We start from the raw sequence: 16891 nt of genomic DNA, 5'->3' as shown, positions 1-16891 counted from the left end.
TGAAACTTTCCCTCTCAGCCGAGCAGGACGTCGTCGTCGCCCAGGCGCTTCAGCTCGCGGTACAGGATCGCGAGACCGGTGATGATGGCGGCGGCGGACACGACGGCGTCGACGAGCTTCAGCGTGTCGTTCTCGGCACGGGCCTTGCGGGCCTGCTTGACCACGCTCAGCGCGCCGAACGCGGTCGTACCGATCGACAGGTAGGTACCGGACTTGGACTTCTTGAAGCCCTTGGCCTTCGTCAGTGCACTCACAGGGACGGAGCCTCCTCAAGCAGCGGGTGACCCCAGCGCGCGACGAAGGCGGCCTCGACGGCCGCACCGACCGTGTAGAGGCGGTCGTCCTTCATGGCGGGGGCGATGATCTGCAGACCGACCGGGAGACCGTCCTCCGGTGCCAGGCCGCAGGGCAGCGACATGGCGGAGTTGCCGGCCAGGTTGGTCGGGATGGTGCACAGGTCCGCGAGGTACATCGCGAGCGGGTCGTCGGTGCGCTCGCCGATCGCGAAGGCGGTGGTGGGCGTGGTCGGGGAGACGATCACGTCCACCTGCTCGAAGGACTTCTCGAAGTCCTGGGTGATGAGCGTGCGGACCTTCTGGGCCGAGCCGTAGTACGCGTCGTAGTAGCCGGAGCTGAGCGCGTACGTACCGAGGATGATGCGGCGCTTGACCTCGTCGCCGAAGCCGGCTTCGCGGGTCAGGGCCGTGACGTCCTCGGCGGAGCGGGTGCCGTCGTCGCCGACGCGCAGGCCGTAGCGCATGGCGTCGAAGCGGGCCAGGTTCGAGGAGGCCTCGGACGGCGCGATCAGGTAGTACGCGGCCATCGCGAGGTCGAAGGACGGGCAGTCCAGCTCCACGATCTGCGCGCCCAGCTCCTTGAGGAGCTCGACGGACTCGTTGAAGCGCTGGACGACACCGGGCTGGTAGCCCTCGCCGGCGAACTGCTTGACCACGCCGACGCGCATGCCGGCGACGGAGCCGTTGCGGGCCGCCTCGACGACCGGCGGGACCGGGGCGTCGATGGAGGTGGAGTCCAGCGGGTCGTGCCCGGCGATGACCTCGTGCAGGAGGGCCGCGTCCAGGACGGTGCGGGCGCAGGGCCCGCCCTGGTCCAGGGACGAGGAGAAGGCCACCATGCCGTAGCGGGAGACCGCGCCGTAGGTGGGCTTGACGCCGACGGTGCCGGTGACGGCGGCGGGCTGGCGGATGGAGCCGCCGGTGTCCGTGCCGATGGCGAGCGGGGCCTCGAAGGCGGCCAGCGCGGCGGCGGAGCCGCCGCCGGAGCCGCCGGGGATGCGGGTGAGGTCCCACGGGTTGCCGGTCGGGCCGTAGGCGCTGTTCTCGGTGGAGGACCCCATGGCGAACTCGTCCATGTTGGTCTTGCCGAGGATGACGACGTCGGCTTCCTTCAGCTTGCGCGTCAGGGTGGCGTCGTAGGGCGGGATCCAGCCTTCGAGGATCTTCGAACCGACGGTGGTCGGGACCCCGACGGTCGTGAAGATGTCCTTGAGGGCGAGCGGTACGCCGGCCAGCGGGCCCAGCGTCTCGCCGCGCTCGCGCTTGGCGTCGACGGCACGGGCCTGGGCGAGGGCGCCCTCGCGGTCGACGTGCAGGAAGGCGTGGACCTTCTCGTCGACGGCGTCGATCCGGGCGAGGTGCGCCTCGGTGACCTGGACGGCCGTGAGCTCGCCGGAGGCGATCTTCTCGGCGGTCTCGGCGGCCGTGAGCCTGATGATGTTGATGTCCGACATGATGATTAGTCCTCCCCCAGGATCTGCGGCACCTTGAAACGCTGCTGCTCCTGAGCGGGGGCGCCGGAGAGCGCCTGCGCGGGGGTGAGCGACGGACGGACCTCGTCCGCGCGCATGACGTTCGTCAGCGGGAGCGGGTGGGAGGTCGGCGGGACGTCTTGGTCGGCGACCTCGGAAACGCGGGCGACCGCGCCGATGATGTCGTCGAGCTGTCCGGCGAAGTGGTCGAGCTCTTCGCTTTTCAGCTCCAGACGTGCCAGCCGAGCGAGGTGGGCGACCTCCTCGCGCGTGATGCCAGGCATGCAGCGATCCTCTGGGGTGGTGTATCGGTTCGGGTATCGCCCCCAATCCTATGGGGCGCGGCCCCGGACCCACGAAACGGTTCCGTCCCCGGGGGGCACATCCAACCCCCGGGGGGGCATACCCAGCCCTGGGGGCAAATCCAGCCCCGCCGGCGTTTGAGGCGCCGCCGGAGGCACCCGGGCGCCGCCCGGACCCGCGCCTCAAGCGCCGGCGGGGCTCAAAGACGCCCTCAAACGCCGGGCGGGCTGGATGTGGCCCCGCATGTCCGCGGCCGCGGGCCGGGGCCCGGGCTCGGGGCCAAGGCCCCGGGGCAGCGGGCCAAGCACGACCCGGGCCTACGGGGTCGGGGATTCCGGGGTGGTGGCTGCGGCGGCGGCCAGTTCCGCGGTGATGTCGGCGGGGCGCCGCCAGCCCCGTTCGCCGCGCGCCAGCAGCCAGGCCGTGGCCTCGGCGGGCGGCATGGCGGCCGCCACGAGCCACCCCTGCACCGCGTCGCAGCCCAGGTCCCGCAGCCGCTCCCACGTCTCGTCGTCCTCGACGCCCTCGGCGACCACCAGCAGGCCGAGCGAGTGCGCGAGGTCGACCGTGCAGCGGACGATCTCCGCGTCCTGCGCGTCGACCGCCAGCCGGGCCACGAAGGACCGGTCGATCTTCAGCTCGCTGACGGGCAGCCGCCGCAGGTGGACCAGGGACGAGTAGCCCGTCCCGAAGTCGTCGAGAGACATCTTCACGCCGTGCCCGGTCAGCCCGGCCATGGTGTCGGCGGCCCGCTGCGGGTCCTCCAGCAGGACGTGTTCCGTTATTTCGAGCTGCAGCCCGCTCGCCGGCACCCCGTGCCGGGCGAGCCGCGCGGCCACGGCCCCGGCGAACCCCGGGGTGTGCACGTCGCGCGGCGAGACGTTGACGGCGACCGGCACCTTCAGCCCCTGGGCCCGCCAGCGCGCCACCTGGGCCAGCGCCGTCTCCAGGACGTACTCCGTCAGGTGCGGCATCAGCCCGGAGGTCTCCGCGATGGCGATGAACTCGTCCGGTGAGACCCGCCCGCGCTCCGGGTGCACCCAGCGCACCAGCGCCTCCAGCCCGGCGACCTGCCCGTCGAAACGGACCTTGGGCTGGTAGTGCAGTTCCACCTCGCCCGCGTCGAGGGCCCGCCGCAGGTCGCCGAGGAGGCCGAGCCGGTCGGGGGTGTTGCTGTCCCGCTTGGACTCGTAGACCTCGACTCCGGTGCGGTCCCGCTTCGCCTGGTACATCGCCACGTCGGCCCGCCGCAGCAGCCCTTCGGCGTCGAGGGCGTGGTCGGGGAAGACGGCGAGGCCCGCGCTGGCCTCCAGGACGAGGGTGAGCCCGTCGAGGTCGAGGGGCGAGCTGAGTTCGGCGACGAGGTGGCGGGCGACCCGCTGGGCGCTGGTGGTGGAGTCGGCGACGGGCAGCAGGACGGCGAACTCGTCACCGCCGAGCCGGGCCGCCTCGGCGTCCCGGGGCAGGGCCTGGCGCAGCCGGTCGGCGATCTGGAGGAGCAGCCGGTCGCCGGCGAGGTGGCCCAGCGTGTCGTTGACGGCGCGGAAGCGGTCGAGGTCGATGAGGACCAGGGCGGAGCGGGTGCCGATACGTTCAGCCTCGTCCAGGGCCCGCCGGGCGCGCTCCAGCAGCCACTGCCGGTTGGGCAGTCCGGTGAGCGGATCGCGCAGCTGTTCCTCGGCGCGGGCCCGGGCGATCCACAGGGTGGAGTCGAGGGCGATCAGCGGCACGGCGAACAGGGGCAGCAGGACGGGCAGGGTGACGGCGACCACGCAGATCAGCGGGGCGATGCCGAGCAGGGCGGCGGCGACTAACGCCTGCCGGATGAGGGCGGCGCGGGCGACGGTGGGCAGCCCGGAGCCGGGCGGGGACAGGGCGAACCACAGCAGGACCCGGGTGACCAGGAGGTACGCGACGGCGACGAGGGTGATCACGGGGATCGCCCCGGGGCCCCAGCCGGTGGGCTGCCAGGGCACTTCGACGCTGGGCGCCTGCCCGAAGGCGGCGAGTACGAGCGCTCCCGCGCCGATGCCGAGGATGTCGGCGCAGCCGTGCAGCAGGCCCTGGCGCCAGCGGTGTCTGCGGGCGGCGCCGACCAGGGAGACCACGGCGAGCGAGACGAGTCCGGCCGGGACCCAGCCGTAGAGGATGAGCACGCCGAGGGTGAGGGCGGCGCCGGAACCGGTGCCGCCCCACCAGCGGTCGCGGCCGAGCGCGACGAGGTGGCCGACGATGATGCCGGTGAGCAGGGCGAGGCCCCAGCCCGCGGCGCCGCCCGGGAAGAGGGCGTGCCGCTCGCTCAGGGCGCGGGCGATCCCGGCGGTGAGGACGCCGAGGGAGAGGCCGACGAGGGCGAACGGCAGCGCCACGCGCCGGCCCCGGTCCCGCGCGCCCGCCACGCCGCCGGGGCCGGCCGCGGCCCCGGTGTCGAGGGGGCGGGCCGGCAGGGTGCGGGTGCTCCGTACGCCGTACCGGGCGGCCTGGACGGGGTGCTCGGGCGGGGCCGGCCACTCCGGGCGCACGGGGCGCTCGGGGCGGGGCGTGCGCTCCGTGCGGGAAGGGCGTCCGTCGCGGCGGGCGTGGCCCGCGCGGTTGCCCCGTGCGGCGGTGCGGGCCGCCCGGTCCGCACGCTCGCCGCGGTCACGCTCCTTGCGGTCCGCCCGCGCGCTGCGGTCCGTCCGGTCCGTCCGGTCGCTCCGGTCCGTCCGCAGCGACGGCAGCTCCCCGCCCGTCCCGCCGAAATCCGGTGGCGGGTCGGCGCTTTCGATGGGTTTCATGCCCGTCCCTCTCACAGCCGGCGATGCCGTTGCCTCGTGATGGCCCCGTTGTCATGCCATCACGGCTGGATTCGCGTCCCGCAACCGTGCACGACAGGCGCACCCCTCAACAGTAGGACGCGAGTGGCTCCGAAGGGCAGCGGTCGGCGGCGGTTGCCCGAATACGACCCAGCCATCCTCATCAGTACGGTATCCGCCGAACGGGTGAGACCGGACCATGACGGACGGGTCACCCTTGCGATGATCCGACAGGTCAACGCCCTGCCGCTAGGCGGGTACCGGCCGTTCGCGACCGTCTCGCGCGCCCGGCGTGCGCCCGCCCGTACGGCCGCACGCCACGCAACCGTTCGGCTTCGCCCCCGACCGCGCTCCCCTCCTCGAACGGCCCCCGCTCCTTCGTTACTCCGATCCGGCGTCGGCGTCCAGGGGGGCGGCGTCCGCGGCGGCGGGCTCCGCCGGCGGCAGGGCTGCCGCGCGGGCCGCCTCGGGCCCCTCGTCCAGCAGTACGGCGAAGCCCGCGTCGTCGAGGACCGGGAGCTTCAACTGGATGGCCTTGTCGTACTTGGAACCGGGGTTGTCGCCGACGACGACGAAGGAGGTCTTCTTCGAGACGGAGCCGGTCACCTTGGCGCCCCTGCTCTGCAGGGCGTCCTTGGCGCCGTCGCGCGTGTGGCTCGCCAGCGTGCCGGTGACGACGACGGTGAGGCCCTCCAGCGGGCGCGGGCCCTGTTCGTCGGCGGAGGCCTCCTCCTCCAGCCGCACCCCGGCGGCCCGCCACTTGCGCAGGATCTCCTGGTGCCAGTCGACGGCGAACCATTCCTTGAGGGCGGCGGCGATGATGGGGCCGACCCCTTCGGTGGCGGCCAGTTCCTCTTCCGTCGCCGCCTCGATGCGGTCGATGGAGCGGAACTCGCGGGCCAGCGTGGCCGCCGCGACGGGTCCCACGTGCCGGATGGAGAGGCCGTTGATGAAGCGGGCCAGCGGCCGGTTCTTGGCCGCCGCCACGTGCTCCAGCAGGGCCAGGGCGTTCTTCTTGGGCTCGCCCTTCTGGTTGGCGAAGACCGTGACGATCTTCTCCTCGCCGGTCTTGGGGTCGCGCTTGGGCAGCCCGCTGTCCGCGTCCAGGACGTACGCCTTGATGGGGAGCAGCTCTTCGATGGTGAGGTCGAAGAGGTCGCCCTCGTCGAGCAGCGGGGCGACGGCCGGTTCGAGCGGTCTGGTGAGCGCGGCGGCGGCGACCTTGCCGAAGTTCTCGATGTCCAGGCACTCCCGGCCCGCGAGGTAGAAGAGCCGCTCGCGCAACTGGGCGGGGCACGTCTGCGCGTTGGGACACCGGACGTCGATGTCGCCTTCCTTCATCGGGCGCAGCGGGGTCCCGCACTCGGGGCAGTCGGCGGGCATCACGAACTCGCGCTCGCTGCCGTCGCGCAGGTCCACCACCGGACCGAGGATCTCGGGGATGACGTCGCCCGCCTTGCGCAGGACCACGGTGTCCCCGATGAGGACGCCCTTGGCCTTGACCACCTGCTGGTTGTGCAGGGTGGCGAACTCGACCTCGGACCCGGCCACGGTGACCGGCTCGACCTGGGCGTAGGGGGTGACCCGGCCGGTCCGGCCGACGCCGACCTTGATGTCGATCAGCTTGCTGTTGACCTCTTCGGGGGCGTACTTCCAGGCGATCGCCCAGCGCGGGGCGCGCGCGGTGGAGCCGAGCCGGCCCTGGAGCGGGATCTCGTCGAGCTTGACGACGACCCCGTCGATCTCGTGGGCGACCGAGTGCCGGTTCGCGCCGAAGTGGGCGATGAACTCCCGCACTTCCGCCAGGGAGGTGACGACCTTGTTGTGCTCCGCGGTGGGCAGGCCCCACTCGCGGAGCAGTTCGTAGGCGTGCGAGAGCCGGTCGATGTCGAAGCCCTCGCGGGCGCCGATGCCGTGGACCACCATGTGGAGCGGGCGGGTCGCGGTGACCTTGGGGTCCTTCTGGCGCAGCGAACCGGCGGCCGCGTTGCGGGGGTTGGCGAAGGGCTTGTCGCCCGCCTCGACGAGGCGGGCGTTCAGCTCCTCGAACTTCTCCATCGGGAAGTAGACCTCGCCGCGGATCTCGACGAGCGACGGGATGCGCTCCCCGGCCAGCCGGTCGGGGATCTCGGCGATGGTGCGGACGTTGGGCGTGATGTCCTCGCCGGTGCGGCCGTCGCCGCGGGTGGCGGCGCGGGTCAGCCGGCCGTTCTCGTAGGTGAGGTTGACGGCGAGGCCGTCCACCTTGAGCTCGCACAGGTAGTGGTAGTCGGAGGTGTTGACGTCCCGGGCCACCCGCTCGGCCCAGGCCGCCAGTTCCTCGTCGTCGAAGGCGTTGTCGAGGGAGAGCAGCCGCTCGCGGTGCTGGACGGAGGCGAAGTCCGTGACGTAGGCCCCCGCCACCTTCTGGGTGGGCGAGTCGGGGGTGCGCAGCTGCGGGTACTGCTCCTCCAGGGCCTCCAGCGAGCGCAGCAGGCGGTCGAACTCGGCGTCGGTGACGACCGGCTGGTCGTTCACGTAGTACCGGAAGCGGTGCTCCTCGATCTGCTCGGCGAGCAGCTGGTGCTGCTCCAGGACCGCCGCCGGAGCGTCGGCCGCCGCCGCCGCGCCCGTGCCGGCCGCCGCCGTGCCGTCACCGTGCTTCTGTTCGGCTGCCATGCCGTGTCCTCCCGTGGGCCCGTCTCTACGTCACTCAGGGTTGTCGGCGAGCGACCTCGCCGCCTTGACGCAGTGCGCCATCGCCGCGCGGGCGTAGGCGGGCGAAGCACCCGCCAGACCGCACGACGGGGTGACCACGACGGACTCCGCGAGGGTCCCCGGAGTCAGCCCCAGCCTGCGCCAAAGCTTCCTGACACCCATGACGCTACCGCCCGGGTCCGACAACGGGCCGTCGGTGCCCGCCACCACTCCGGCGAAGAGTTTCATGCCGTCCTCGACGGCCTCGCCGATGGTGTCGTCCTCGCGCTCGGTGAGCAGAGAGAAATCGAACGACACGCCCGTCACGCCGGCCCGGCGCAGCAGCGCGAAGGGCACGTCGGGCGCGCAGGAGTGCACGATCGTGTCCCCGTCGTGGACGGCGAACAGGTCCCGCAGCGCCCCTTCGGCCACCTGCCGGTCGACGGCGCGGTAGGTGCGGTACTCGCTGGCCGTACGGACGTGCCCGCGCAGGACCGCGGTCAGCGAGGGCTCGTCGACCTGGAGCACGATGTCGGCGCCGGGGATCCGCTTGCGGACGTCCGCCAGGTGCTCGCGCAGCCCTTCGGCGAGCGAACCGGCCAGGTCGCGGCAGGCGCCCGGATCCCGCAGGACTGCCTCGCCGCCGTGCAGTTCCAGCGCCGCGGCGAGCGTCCACGGCCCGACCACCTGCACCTTGAGCTTGCCCTGGTACCCCTGGGTGAACTCCTCCAGTGCGTCGAGGTCCTCGCCGAGCCAGGAGCGGGCCCGCTTGGTGTCGCGGCCGGGCCGGTCGCTGAGCCGCCAGCCGCTGGGCTCGACGTGCGCGTACATGTCGACGAGCAGGCCCAGGGAGCGGCCGGTCATGTCGGCGCCGGGCCCGCGGGCGGGCAACTCGGCGAGGTAGGGGAAGTCCTCGAAGGAGCCGGTGACGGTCTTGGCGGCCTCGCGGGCGTCGCCGCCGGGCAGGGAGCCGACCCCCGTCGCCCCGGGCGCCGTCATCGTCCCGGCCGCACGGAGAGGTCGGTGACCTCGGCGTCGCGCGGGAGGTCTAGGGCCATCACGAGGGTGGTGGCCACCGACTCGGGGTCGATCCAGTCGGCCGCGTCGTAGCTCTCGCCCTCCTGGGAGCGGACCTTGGCCTGCATCGGGGTGGCGGTGCGTCCCGGGTACACGGAGGTGACGCGGACGCCGTTCGGCTTCTCCTCGGCGCGCAGTGCGTCGGCCAGCGCGCGCAGTCCGTGCTTGGAGGCGGCGTACGCGCCCCACTCGGCGTGCGCGGTGAGTCCGGCGCCGGAGTTCACGAAGAGGACGTGCCCGCGGGAGGCGCGCAGCGAGGGCAGCGTGAGGCGGGTCAGCTCGGCGGGGGCGATCAGGTTGAGGTTGAGCTGCTGGTGCCAGGTCTTGGGCCGCAGCTCGCCGACCGGGCCGAGGTCGACGACCCCGGCGATGTGCAGCAGGGAATCCAACCGGTCGGGCAGCGCCTGCTGGCCGAAGGCCCAGGAGATCCGGTCGGGGTCGGCGAGGTCGGCGACGAGCGCGCGGGAGCCGGGGAAGCGCGCGGTCAGCTCCTTGCCGCGGCCGGCGTCGCGGGCGATGAGGACGAGGTCGTCGCCGCGTGCGTGCAGGCGGCGCGCGACGGCGGCGCCGATGCCGGACCCGGCGCCGGTGATCAGGTGAGTAGCCATACCGCCCATGCTCGCACCCCGTGCGCCCCTCCCGGGCCGCCCGCCCCGGCCCGCCCGGGGATGCCCGGCGCGTCCGGTCCGGGCCGCCCGGCGGCGTCCCGTCAGAGGCCGGCGGCCTCGCGCAGCGCCGCGGCGGTCTTCGCGGCATCGTAGCCGGGCGCGACGCCGTCGAGCAGGACGACCTCGCCCGGCATGTGGCGGGTGCGCAGCGGGAGGATCTCCTGGTAGGCGGGCGAGGCGTACCAGGCCCGGGCGCGTTCGACGTCGGGGAAGCCGATGAGGACCACGGCGCCGGGGAAGGGGCCCTCCAAGACCTCCGGGGTGGTGCCGTGGACGAGGAACTCGCCACCGAAGGGGTCCATCGTGGCCTGGATCTCCTCGATGTACCGCAGGATCTCGTCGTTCATCGTCTCGGGGCGTATGTGGGCGATCGCGTAGGCGGTCATGGCGGCCTCTTTTTCCGTGGCGGGAGCGGCTGTCGGCTCCGATCCTGCCCGGCCGGACGCACGCCGTCGATGACCTACGGGGTCATGCCGCGGCGGCGGGCCGGAAGGTGCGCCGGTAGGCGATCGGGGAGACCCCGAGGGCCGTCCGCATGTGCTGGCGCAGGGAGTTGGCCGAGCCGAAGCCGGCCCGGTGGGCCACGAGGTCGACCGGGAGGTCGCTGGACTCCAGCAGCTGGCGGGCCAGTTCGAGGCACTGGGCGGTGAGCCACTGGACGGGCGTGACCCCCACCTCGTCGCGGAAGCGCCGGGTGAAGGTGCGCAGGCTCATGCGCGCGTGCGCGGCCAGTTCGGTCAGCGAGAGGGGGGTGTGGAGCCGTTCCAGCGCCCAGGCGCGGGTCGCTGTGGTGGTCGCGACGGTGGCCTCGGGGACGGGGCGGTCGATGTACTGGGCCTGTCCGCCGTCGCGCCAGGGCGGGACCACGCAGAGCCGGGCGGCCCGGTTGGCGACGGCGCTGCCGTGGTCGCGGCGCACGAGGTGCAGGCAGAGGTCCACCCCGGCGGCGACCCCGGCGGAGGTGAGGACGTCGCCGTCGTCGACGAAGAGCACGTCCTCGTCGAGGAGGATGCGGGGGAAGGCGCGCTGGAACGCGGGGGCGTGCGCCCAGTGGGTGGTGGCGGGCCGGCCGTCGAGCAGCCCGGCCGCGGCCAGGACGTAGGAGCCGGTGCAGATGGACACCAGCCGGGTGCCGGGCCGGATGCCGGCGATGGCCTCGGCGAGGGCGGGCGGCAGGGCCGCTCCCCGGGCCAGGTCGTCCATGGCGTGCGTGGGCGGGACGATCACGGTGTCGGCGGCGACCAGCGCCTCGGGGCCGGCGCCGACGCCGATCGTGAAGCCCGCGTCGCTGGTCACGGGGGCCCCATCGGCGGTGCAGACGGTGACCTCGTAGAGGGGGCGGCCATCGTCGTCGAACGCGTTCCCGAAGACGCGGGAGGGGATGCCCAGCTCGAAGGGGGGCACGCCTTCGAGGGCGAGTACGGCGATACGGTGCATGGCCGGATTCTGTCACATGGTGGCCGAACGGCCAGCACCGCGCGGGGCCCGCGGCCGTCAGGCTGGTGCTGTCAGCGGGTCCGGACACGCCGGGCCCGGCGGATGGAACAGAAGGAGCAGTCATGCGCGCGGTCGTCGTCAAGGAGTGGGGCGGACCCGAGGTCCTCGTCGAAACCGAGGTCGAGCGCCCGGAGCCCGGCCCGGCCGAGATCCTCGTCAAGGTGCACGCGGCCGGGGTGAACCCGGTCGACTGGAAGACCCGCGCCACCGGCGGCCTGATCGCCTGGGACGCGGTCCCGGCGGTCGGCTGGGACGTCTCCGGCACGGTCGCGGCCGTCGGGCCCGGCGTGACCCTCTTCCGCGTGGGCGACGAGGTCTTCGGCATGCCGCGCTTCCCGCGGCAGGCGAGCGCGTACGCCGAGTACGTCACGGCTCCGGCCCGGCACTTCGCCCGCAAGCCCGCGAACGTCGACCACGTGGGCGCGGCAGCGCTGCCGCTGGCGGCCCTGACGGCCTACCAGGCCCTGGTGGACACGGCCGGCGTCCGGGAGGGCCGGCGGGTGCTGATCCACGCCGCGGCGGGCGGCGTGGGCCACCTCGCGGTGCAGATCGCCAAGGCCTACGGGGCGTACGTCATCGGCACCGCCAGCGCGGGCAAGCACGAGCTGCTGCGCTCCCTGGGCGCGGACGAGGTGATCGACTACCACGCGGCCGACTTCGCGGAGGCGGCCGGGGACGTCGACATCGTCCTGGACAGCGTGGGCGGCGACTACGGGCAGCGCTCGCTGGCCGTCCTGAAGCCGGGCGGGCACCTGGTGACCCTGCCCGGCCCCGACGACGTACCGGCGGACGCGCCCGGCGTGCACACGGGCTGGCTGCTGGTCGAGCCGGACCACGCGGGGCTGGCCGCGATCGCCGCGCTGGTGGAGGCGGGCAGTCTGCGCGCGGAGATCGACACGGTGCTGCCGCTGGCCGAGGCCGCGCGCGCCCACGAGATCGGCGAGCGCGGCCGGACCACCGGCAAGATCGTCCTGACGGTGGTCTAGGAGGCGGGCGCGGGGCGGTGCGGCCGCGCGGCCGGGCCTCAGACGGCCGCGGCGGCCTTCTCGGTCGTGGCGATGGTGGCGGAGCCGACGACGCGGGTGCCGTCGTAGAGCACGATCGCCTGGCCCGGGGCCACGCCGCGGACCGGCTCCGCGAAGCGCACGCGCAGTTCGCCGTCCACCACCTCGGCGAAGACCTCGGTCTCGCCGCCGTGGGCGCGCAGCTGGGCGGTGTAGGTGCCCGGGGCGGCGGCCGTGGAGCCGCACCAGCGGGGGCGGATCGCGGTGAGGGCGCCGACGTCGAGGGCCTCGACGGGGCCGACGGTGACCGTGTTGTTCACCGGCGAGATGTCCAGGACGTAGCGCGGCTTGCCGTCGGCCGCCGGGTGGCCGATGCGCAGGCCCTTGCGCTGGCCGATGGTGAAGCCGAAGGCGCCCTCGTGGGTGCCGAGCTTCGCGCCGGACTCGTCCACGATGTCGCCCTCGGCCTTGCCGAGGCGGCCCGCCAGGAAGCCCTGGGTGTCGCCGTCGGCGATGAAGCAGATGTCGTGGCTGTCGGGCTTCTTCGCGACGGCGAGACCGCGCGCCTCGGCCTCGGCCCGGATCTCCTCCTTGGTGGTGAGGGTGTCACCGAGCGGGAAGAGGGCGTGGGCGAGCTGCTTCTCGTCGAGGACGCCGAGGACGTAGGACTGGTCCTTGGCCATGTCGGAGGCGCGGTGCAGCTCGCGGCTGCCGTCCTCGTTCAGCACGACGGTGGCGTAGTGGCCGGTGCAGACGGCGTCGAAGCCGAGGGCGAGGGCCTTGTCGAGCAGCGCCGCGAACTTGATCTTCTCGTTGCAGCGCAGGCACGGGTTGGGGGTGCGCCCGGCCTCGTACTCGGCGATGAAGTCCTCGACGACGTCCTCGCGGAAACGCTCCGCCAGGTCCCACACGTAGAAGGGGATGCCGATGACGTCCGCGGCGCGGCGGGCGTCGCGGGAGTCCTCGATCGTGCAGCAGCCGCGGGCGCCGGTGCGGAAGGACTGCGGGTTCGCGGAGAGCGCGAGGTGGACACCGGTCACCTCGTGCCCGGCTTCGGCCGCGCGGGCGGCGGCGACGGCGGAATCCACGCCGCCGGACATGGCGGCCAGGACGCGAAGGGGGCGGGTGCTCGGCAGGTTCTCAGTCATAGCACCGTCCAGGGTACGGGGAACCGGGCCGGGTGACCGCGCGTTATCGGTGCGGGGGGTGGTTCGGATGGGTTCCAGAGGGCGCCGGGCGGTACTGCTGGGAGGGCTCGGGCTGGTCGCGGCCGGTGCGGTGGCGGGCCGGGAGGAGATCGAGCGGGCCTGGTGGCTGCTCCCGGGTGTGAGCAAGCCGCGCGAGGAGGGTGCGCTGGATCACGCGGGCGCGAGCTGGTCCGCCGCGTCGCCGGCGAACTGGCGCCTCGCCGACCGCCCGGCCGACCACCGCATCGACCGGATCGTGGTCCATGTGACCCAGGGCGGTTTCGCCTCGTCGGTGGAGGCCTTCCAGAACCCGTGGCACAAGGCGTCCGCCCACTACATAGTCCGCCAGGACGGGCACGTGGAGCAGATGGTCCGCGAGCTGGACGTCGCCTTCCACGCGGGCAGCCGCTCCATGAACGAGCGCAGCGTCGGCATCGAGCACGAGGGCTTCGTCACGCGCCCGCAGGACTTCACGGACGCGATGTACGCCGCCTCGGCGCGGCTGGCCGCCGACGTCTGCCGCCGGTACGGGATACCCGCCGACCGCGAGCACGTCCTCGGCCACTCGGAGGTCCCGGGCGCCGACCACACGGACCCCGGGCCGCACTGGGACTGGACCCGCTACCTGCGCCTGGTCGGCGAACTGCTGCGCTGATCCGTCCTCCGCCGGGGCCGGAGCGTCCGCCGCGGGTGAAACCGTCCGGCGCGGCCCTAGCGTCCGGCTCAGCTGAGGCCGGCGGTGCGGGCGCGGTCGACCGCGGGGCCGATGGCGGCCGCGACGGCGGCGACGTCCTCCTTGGTGGAGGTGTGGCCGAGGGAGAAGCGCAGGGTGCCGCGGGCCAGGTCCGGGTCCGTGCCGGTGGCCAGCAGCACGTGGCTCGGCTGGGCCACGCCCGCGGTGCAGGCGGAACCGGTGGAGCACTCGATGCCCTGGGCGTCCAGGAGGAGGAGCAGGGAGTCGCCCTCGCAGCCGGGGAAGCTGAAGTGGGCGTTCGCCGGGAGGCGGTCGTCCGGGTCACCGCCCAGGACGGCGTCCGGTACGGCCGCGCGCACGGCCGCGATCAGCTCGTCGCGCAGGGCTCCGACCTCGCGGGCGAAGGTCTCCCGGCGCTCGGTGGCCAGTACGGCGGCCACCGCGAAGGCGGCGATGGCGGGCACGTCGAGGGTCCCGGAGCGGACGTGGCGCTCCTGGCCGCCGCCGTGCAGGACGGGGACGGGGCTCTGGTCGCGGCCGAGGAGCAGGGCGCCGATGCCGTAGGGGCCGCCGATCTTGTGGCCGCTCACCGCCATGGCGGCGAGGCCGCTGTCGGCGAACCCGACGTCGAGCTGGCCGATGGCCTGGACGGCGTCGGAGTGCAGCGGGACGCCGAACTCGCGCGCGATGGCGGCCAGTTCGGGGACCGGCATGACGGTGCCGATCTCGTTGTTGGCCCACATGACGGTGGCGAGGGCGACGTCGTCCGGGTTGCGGGCGAGGGCCTCGCGGAACGCCTCGGGGTGGACGCGGCCGTGGCCGTCGACCGGGAGGTACTCGACGCGGGCGCCCTCGTGTTCGCCCAGCCAGTGGACGGCGTCCAGGACGGCGTGGTGCTCCACGGGGCTGGCGAGGACGCGGGTGCGGGCGGGGTCGGCGTCGCGGCGGGCCCAGTACAGGCCCTTGACGGCGAGGTTGTCGGCCTCGGTGCCGCCGGCGGTGAAGACCACCTCGCTCGGGCGCGCGCCGAGTGCCTCGGCGAAGGCCTCGCGGGCCTCCTCGACGGTACGGCGGGCCCGGCGGCCGGCGGCGTGCAGGGAGGATGCGTTGCCCGTCGCGGCGAACTGCGCGGTCATCGCCGTGGCGGCCTCCGGCAGCATCGGCGTGGTGGCGGCGTGGTCGAGGTAGGCCATGATTCCCCGATTCTACGAGTCCCCTGGCGCGGTGCGGACCGGGTCGGCGGGCCCGGCCGTGGTCCTCGGTCGGCGGACCGGGCGAAACCGGGCCGACCCGCCCCTGTCGTGGGCCGGGGCCGGTCCTCAATCGCCGGACGGGCTGGATCCGGGCCGGGGGCCCCGCCCCTCGTTCCCCGCCGGCCGGCCGGCCGGGCCTCCGGCGGGTCCTCAAACGCCGGACGGGCTGGGGTGGGCCGCCCGGGCGGGATGGCCGGGCGGGCAGGAGGGGGCCGTCCCGGCGGGATGGGCGGGACGGCCGGGCGGGCAGGATGGCCGGGAGCCTGGGGCGGGCTCGGATGGGCCGGCAGGCCGGAAGGGGCGGCCGGGTGGGTCAGGAAGGGGAGACGCGGGGGGCTCGGGCCAGTTGGCGGGATTGGGCTACCAGGTGGTCCGCGGAGTCCCAGACCTCCGCGTCCTCTTCCAGCATGCCGCCGGCCAGGTTCCGCGTCGTGATCGCGACCCGCAGGGGGCCCGGCGCGGGCAGGCGGCGGACGTGCGTGGTGAGTTCCAGCGTCGGGGTCCAGCCGATGAGGCCGAGGTCGAAGGAGGTCGGCGGGAGCGCGTCCACGACCAGCAGCAGGGACAGCGGGTCGGCGTCCCGGCCGTCCGCCAGCTCGAACCAGGCCCGCATGTCCCCCTTGCCCGACGGCGCGCCGACCGCCCAGCCCGCGGTGGCCGGATCCAGCCGCAGCCGGAGGCGGTCGACGATGGCCGAGCTGCCGGGGATCGGGGCCGGACCGGCCTCCGCGCCCAGGCAGTCGGCGTACGCGGGCATCACCGGCGGCGTGGCCGTCGTACGGACGTCGTCCGGCAGGGCCGCGAGGTCGCCGTAGGAGGCGAGGACGCGGATGCGCTCGACCTCGGCGCCGTTCTCGTCGTACTGGAACAGCGAGGCCTGACCCGTGGAGAGCGTGCGCCCGGCGCGGACGACCTCGGTGCGGATCACGGCGGGGCCGGGGACCGAGGAGGTCAGGTAGTGGGCGGACACCGTGAAGGGGTCCGGGTGCGGCAGGGCGGCCGACAGTGCCCGTCCGACCAGGGCGAGCAGGTAGCCGCCGTTGACGGCGGTGATGATCGTCCAGCCGCCGGAGAGTTCCGCGTCGTACACGCCGGGCTCGCCCGCGCGCTCGGTGACGGCGGTGTCGCGGTCGAACTCGCTCTCGCCGATGGCGGCCAACGCTGATGCTTGAGACATGGAACGAGGGTAACCTCGGACCCTACTAAGCGGTAGCTTTTCTCTCTACGGCTCCTCCGGGACCGAGGAGCGCCGGTTCCACGCCAGCGGCGCCCGCCAGTGGTAGCGCATCGCCAGCAGCCGCAGGACGAAGGTGGTCACGATGGCGATGCCGCTGGTCACGGTGCTGAGCATGCCCAGCGAGATGAAGACGGCCACCATCGCGGCCCCGATGATGGCGGGCACGGCGTACATTTCGCGGTCCCGCAGCAGCGACGGCACCTCGTTGACCAGCACGTCGCGCAGCACGCCCCCGCCGACCGCCGTCGCCAGTCCGAGCGCGGCCGAGGCGGTCAGCCCGAGCCCGTACTCGTAGGCCTTCGTCGTGCCCGATACACAGAACAGACCGAGCCCCGCCGCGTCGAAGACGTTGATGGCCCGGTTGATCCGTTGCACCTCGGGGTGCAGGAAGAAGACCAGGGCGGCGGCGACCAGCGGCGTGACGAAGAAGCTCAGCTCGCCGAAGGCCGCCGGCGGGACGGCGCCGATGACGAGGTCGCGCAGCAGCCCGCCGCCGAGGGCGGTGACGAGGGCGAGGACGGCGATGCCGAAGACGTCGAAGTTCTTGCGTACGGCGAGCAGCGCGCCCGCGGTGGCGAAGACGAAGATGCCCGCGAGGTCCAGGGCATGCTGGACACCGGGCGCGAAGAGATCATGGGGCACGGGGTCATTGTGCCGGGCGCCTGGCGGCGGCCCGCGCCGTCGTGGGCGGGGTCACTGCCGGGGCTCCGCCCCGGACCCCGCTCCTCGAAC

The 16891-nt window shown here is 73.9% G+C and carries 15 protein-coding genes; 2 read left to right on the top strand and 13 right to left on the bottom strand.

What is annotated here, in order from left to right:
- Nucleotides 1-14: 14 nt before the first annotated feature.
- From AC0693_RS26975 to AC0693_RS26935, 9 genes are all read right to left on the bottom strand, one after another.
- On the bottom strand, nt 15-254 hold the full coding sequence (locus AC0693_RS26975; protein WP_356412665.1) for a hypothetical protein: 240 nt from the start codon (nt 252-254) through the stop codon (nt 15-17).
- Nucleotides 251-1750: an Asp-tRNA(Asn)/Glu-tRNA(Gln) amidotransferase subunit GatA gene (gene gatA, locus AC0693_RS26970; RefSeq protein WP_478803108.1), complete on the bottom strand. Its 1500-nt coding sequence runs from the start codon at nt 1748-1750 to the stop codon at nt 251-253. The genes AC0693_RS26975 and gatA overlap by 4 nt, the downstream gene beginning before the upstream one ends.
- A 5-nt stretch (nt 1751-1755) precedes the next feature.
- Nucleotides 1756-2052, bottom strand: coding sequence for an Asp-tRNA(Asn)/Glu-tRNA(Gln) amidotransferase subunit GatC (gene gatC / locus AC0693_RS26965; protein ID WP_073772988.1), 297 nt, complete (start codon nt 2050-2052; stop codon nt 1756-1758).
- A 336-nt stretch (nt 2053-2388) separates the two neighbouring features.
- Nucleotides 2389-4848 carry a putative bifunctional diguanylate cyclase/phosphodiesterase gene (locus AC0693_RS26960; RefSeq protein ID WP_469332532.1) on the bottom strand — a complete coding sequence of 820 codons (2460 nt, stop codon included), beginning with the start codon at nt 4846-4848 and terminating at the stop codon, nt 2389-2391.
- A 399-nt stretch (nt 4849-5247) separates the two neighbouring features.
- Entirely contained in the window at nt 5248-7524 is a 2277-nt protein-coding gene (gene ligA, locus AC0693_RS26955; RefSeq protein WP_478803107.1) for an NAD-dependent DNA ligase LigA, read from the bottom strand.
- 30 nt (nt 7525-7554) lie between these two features.
- Nucleotides 7555-8541, bottom strand: coding sequence for a methionine synthase (locus AC0693_RS26950; RefSeq protein WP_469317939.1), 987 nt, complete (start codon nt 8539-8541; stop codon nt 7555-7557).
- On the bottom strand, nt 8538-9227 hold the full coding sequence (locus AC0693_RS26945; RefSeq protein WP_356414486.1) for an SDR family oxidoreductase: 690 nt from the start codon (nt 9225-9227) through the stop codon (nt 8538-8540). Before AC0693_RS26945 ends, AC0693_RS26950 begins: the two co-directional genes overlap by 4 nt.
- Nucleotides 9228-9328: 101 nt before the next feature.
- Nucleotides 9329-9673, bottom strand: coding sequence for a DUF1330 domain-containing protein (locus AC0693_RS26940; RefSeq protein ID WP_469317938.1), 345 nt, complete (start codon nt 9671-9673; stop codon nt 9329-9331).
- 82 nt (nt 9674-9755) lie between these two features.
- Nucleotides 9756-10724: a GlxA family transcriptional regulator gene (locus AC0693_RS26935; RefSeq protein WP_478803106.1), complete on the bottom strand. Its 969-nt coding sequence runs from the start codon at nt 10722-10724 to the stop codon at nt 9756-9758.
- A 122-nt stretch (nt 10725-10846) separates the two neighbouring features.
- Here AC0693_RS26935 and AC0693_RS26930 point away from each other — a divergent pair, with 122 nt between their 5' ends.
- The gene (locus AC0693_RS26930) at nt 10847-11770 is read left to right on the top strand and encodes an NADP-dependent oxidoreductase (protein ID WP_478737061.1); all 924 of its coding nucleotides are present in this window, start codon (nt 10847-10849) and stop codon (nt 11768-11770) included.
- A gap of 38 nt (nt 11771-11808) precedes the next feature.
- Here AC0693_RS26930 and mnmA read toward each other — a convergent pair whose 3' ends face one another.
- A complete protein-coding gene (gene mnmA, locus AC0693_RS26925; protein ID WP_468464535.1) occupies nt 11809-12936 on the bottom strand; it encodes a tRNA 2-thiouridine(34) synthase MnmA in 1128 nt (375 codons plus the stop codon).
- A 67-nt stretch (nt 12937-13003) separates the two neighbouring features.
- On the opposite strand from mnmA, the gene AC0693_RS26920 reads away from it, so the two are divergent.
- Nucleotides 13004-13630 carry an N-acetylmuramoyl-L-alanine amidase gene (locus tag AC0693_RS26920; protein WP_469317935.1) on the top strand — a complete coding sequence of 209 codons (627 nt, stop codon included), beginning with the start codon at nt 13004-13006 and terminating at the stop codon, nt 13628-13630.
- A 68-nt stretch (nt 13631-13698) separates the two neighbouring features.
- Here the strand turns inward: AC0693_RS26920 and AC0693_RS26915 are convergent, their stop codons facing one another.
- From AC0693_RS26915 to AC0693_RS26905, 3 genes are all read right to left on the bottom strand, one after another.
- Nucleotides 13699-14862, bottom strand: coding sequence for a cysteine desulfurase family protein (locus AC0693_RS26915; protein ID WP_469317934.1), 1164 nt, complete (start codon nt 14860-14862; stop codon nt 13699-13701).
- A gap of 373 nt (nt 14863-15235) precedes the next feature.
- Nucleotides 15236-16099: a thioesterase family protein gene (locus tag AC0693_RS26910; RefSeq protein WP_478737056.1), complete on the bottom strand. Its 864-nt coding sequence runs from the start codon at nt 16097-16099 to the stop codon at nt 15236-15238.
- A 45-nt stretch (nt 16100-16144) separates the two neighbouring features.
- Nucleotides 16145-16801, bottom strand: a complete 657-nt coding sequence (locus tag AC0693_RS26905; protein WP_356414509.1) for a trimeric intracellular cation channel family protein — start codon at nt 16799-16801, stop codon at nt 16145-16147.
- Nucleotides 16802-16891 lie beyond the last annotated feature (90 nt).

The organism is Streptomyces sp. NPDC043876, assembly GCF_056435825.1.
The sequence above is the reverse complement of the archived record's forward strand: the minus strand, read 5'-3'. Positions and strand labels throughout refer to the sequence as shown.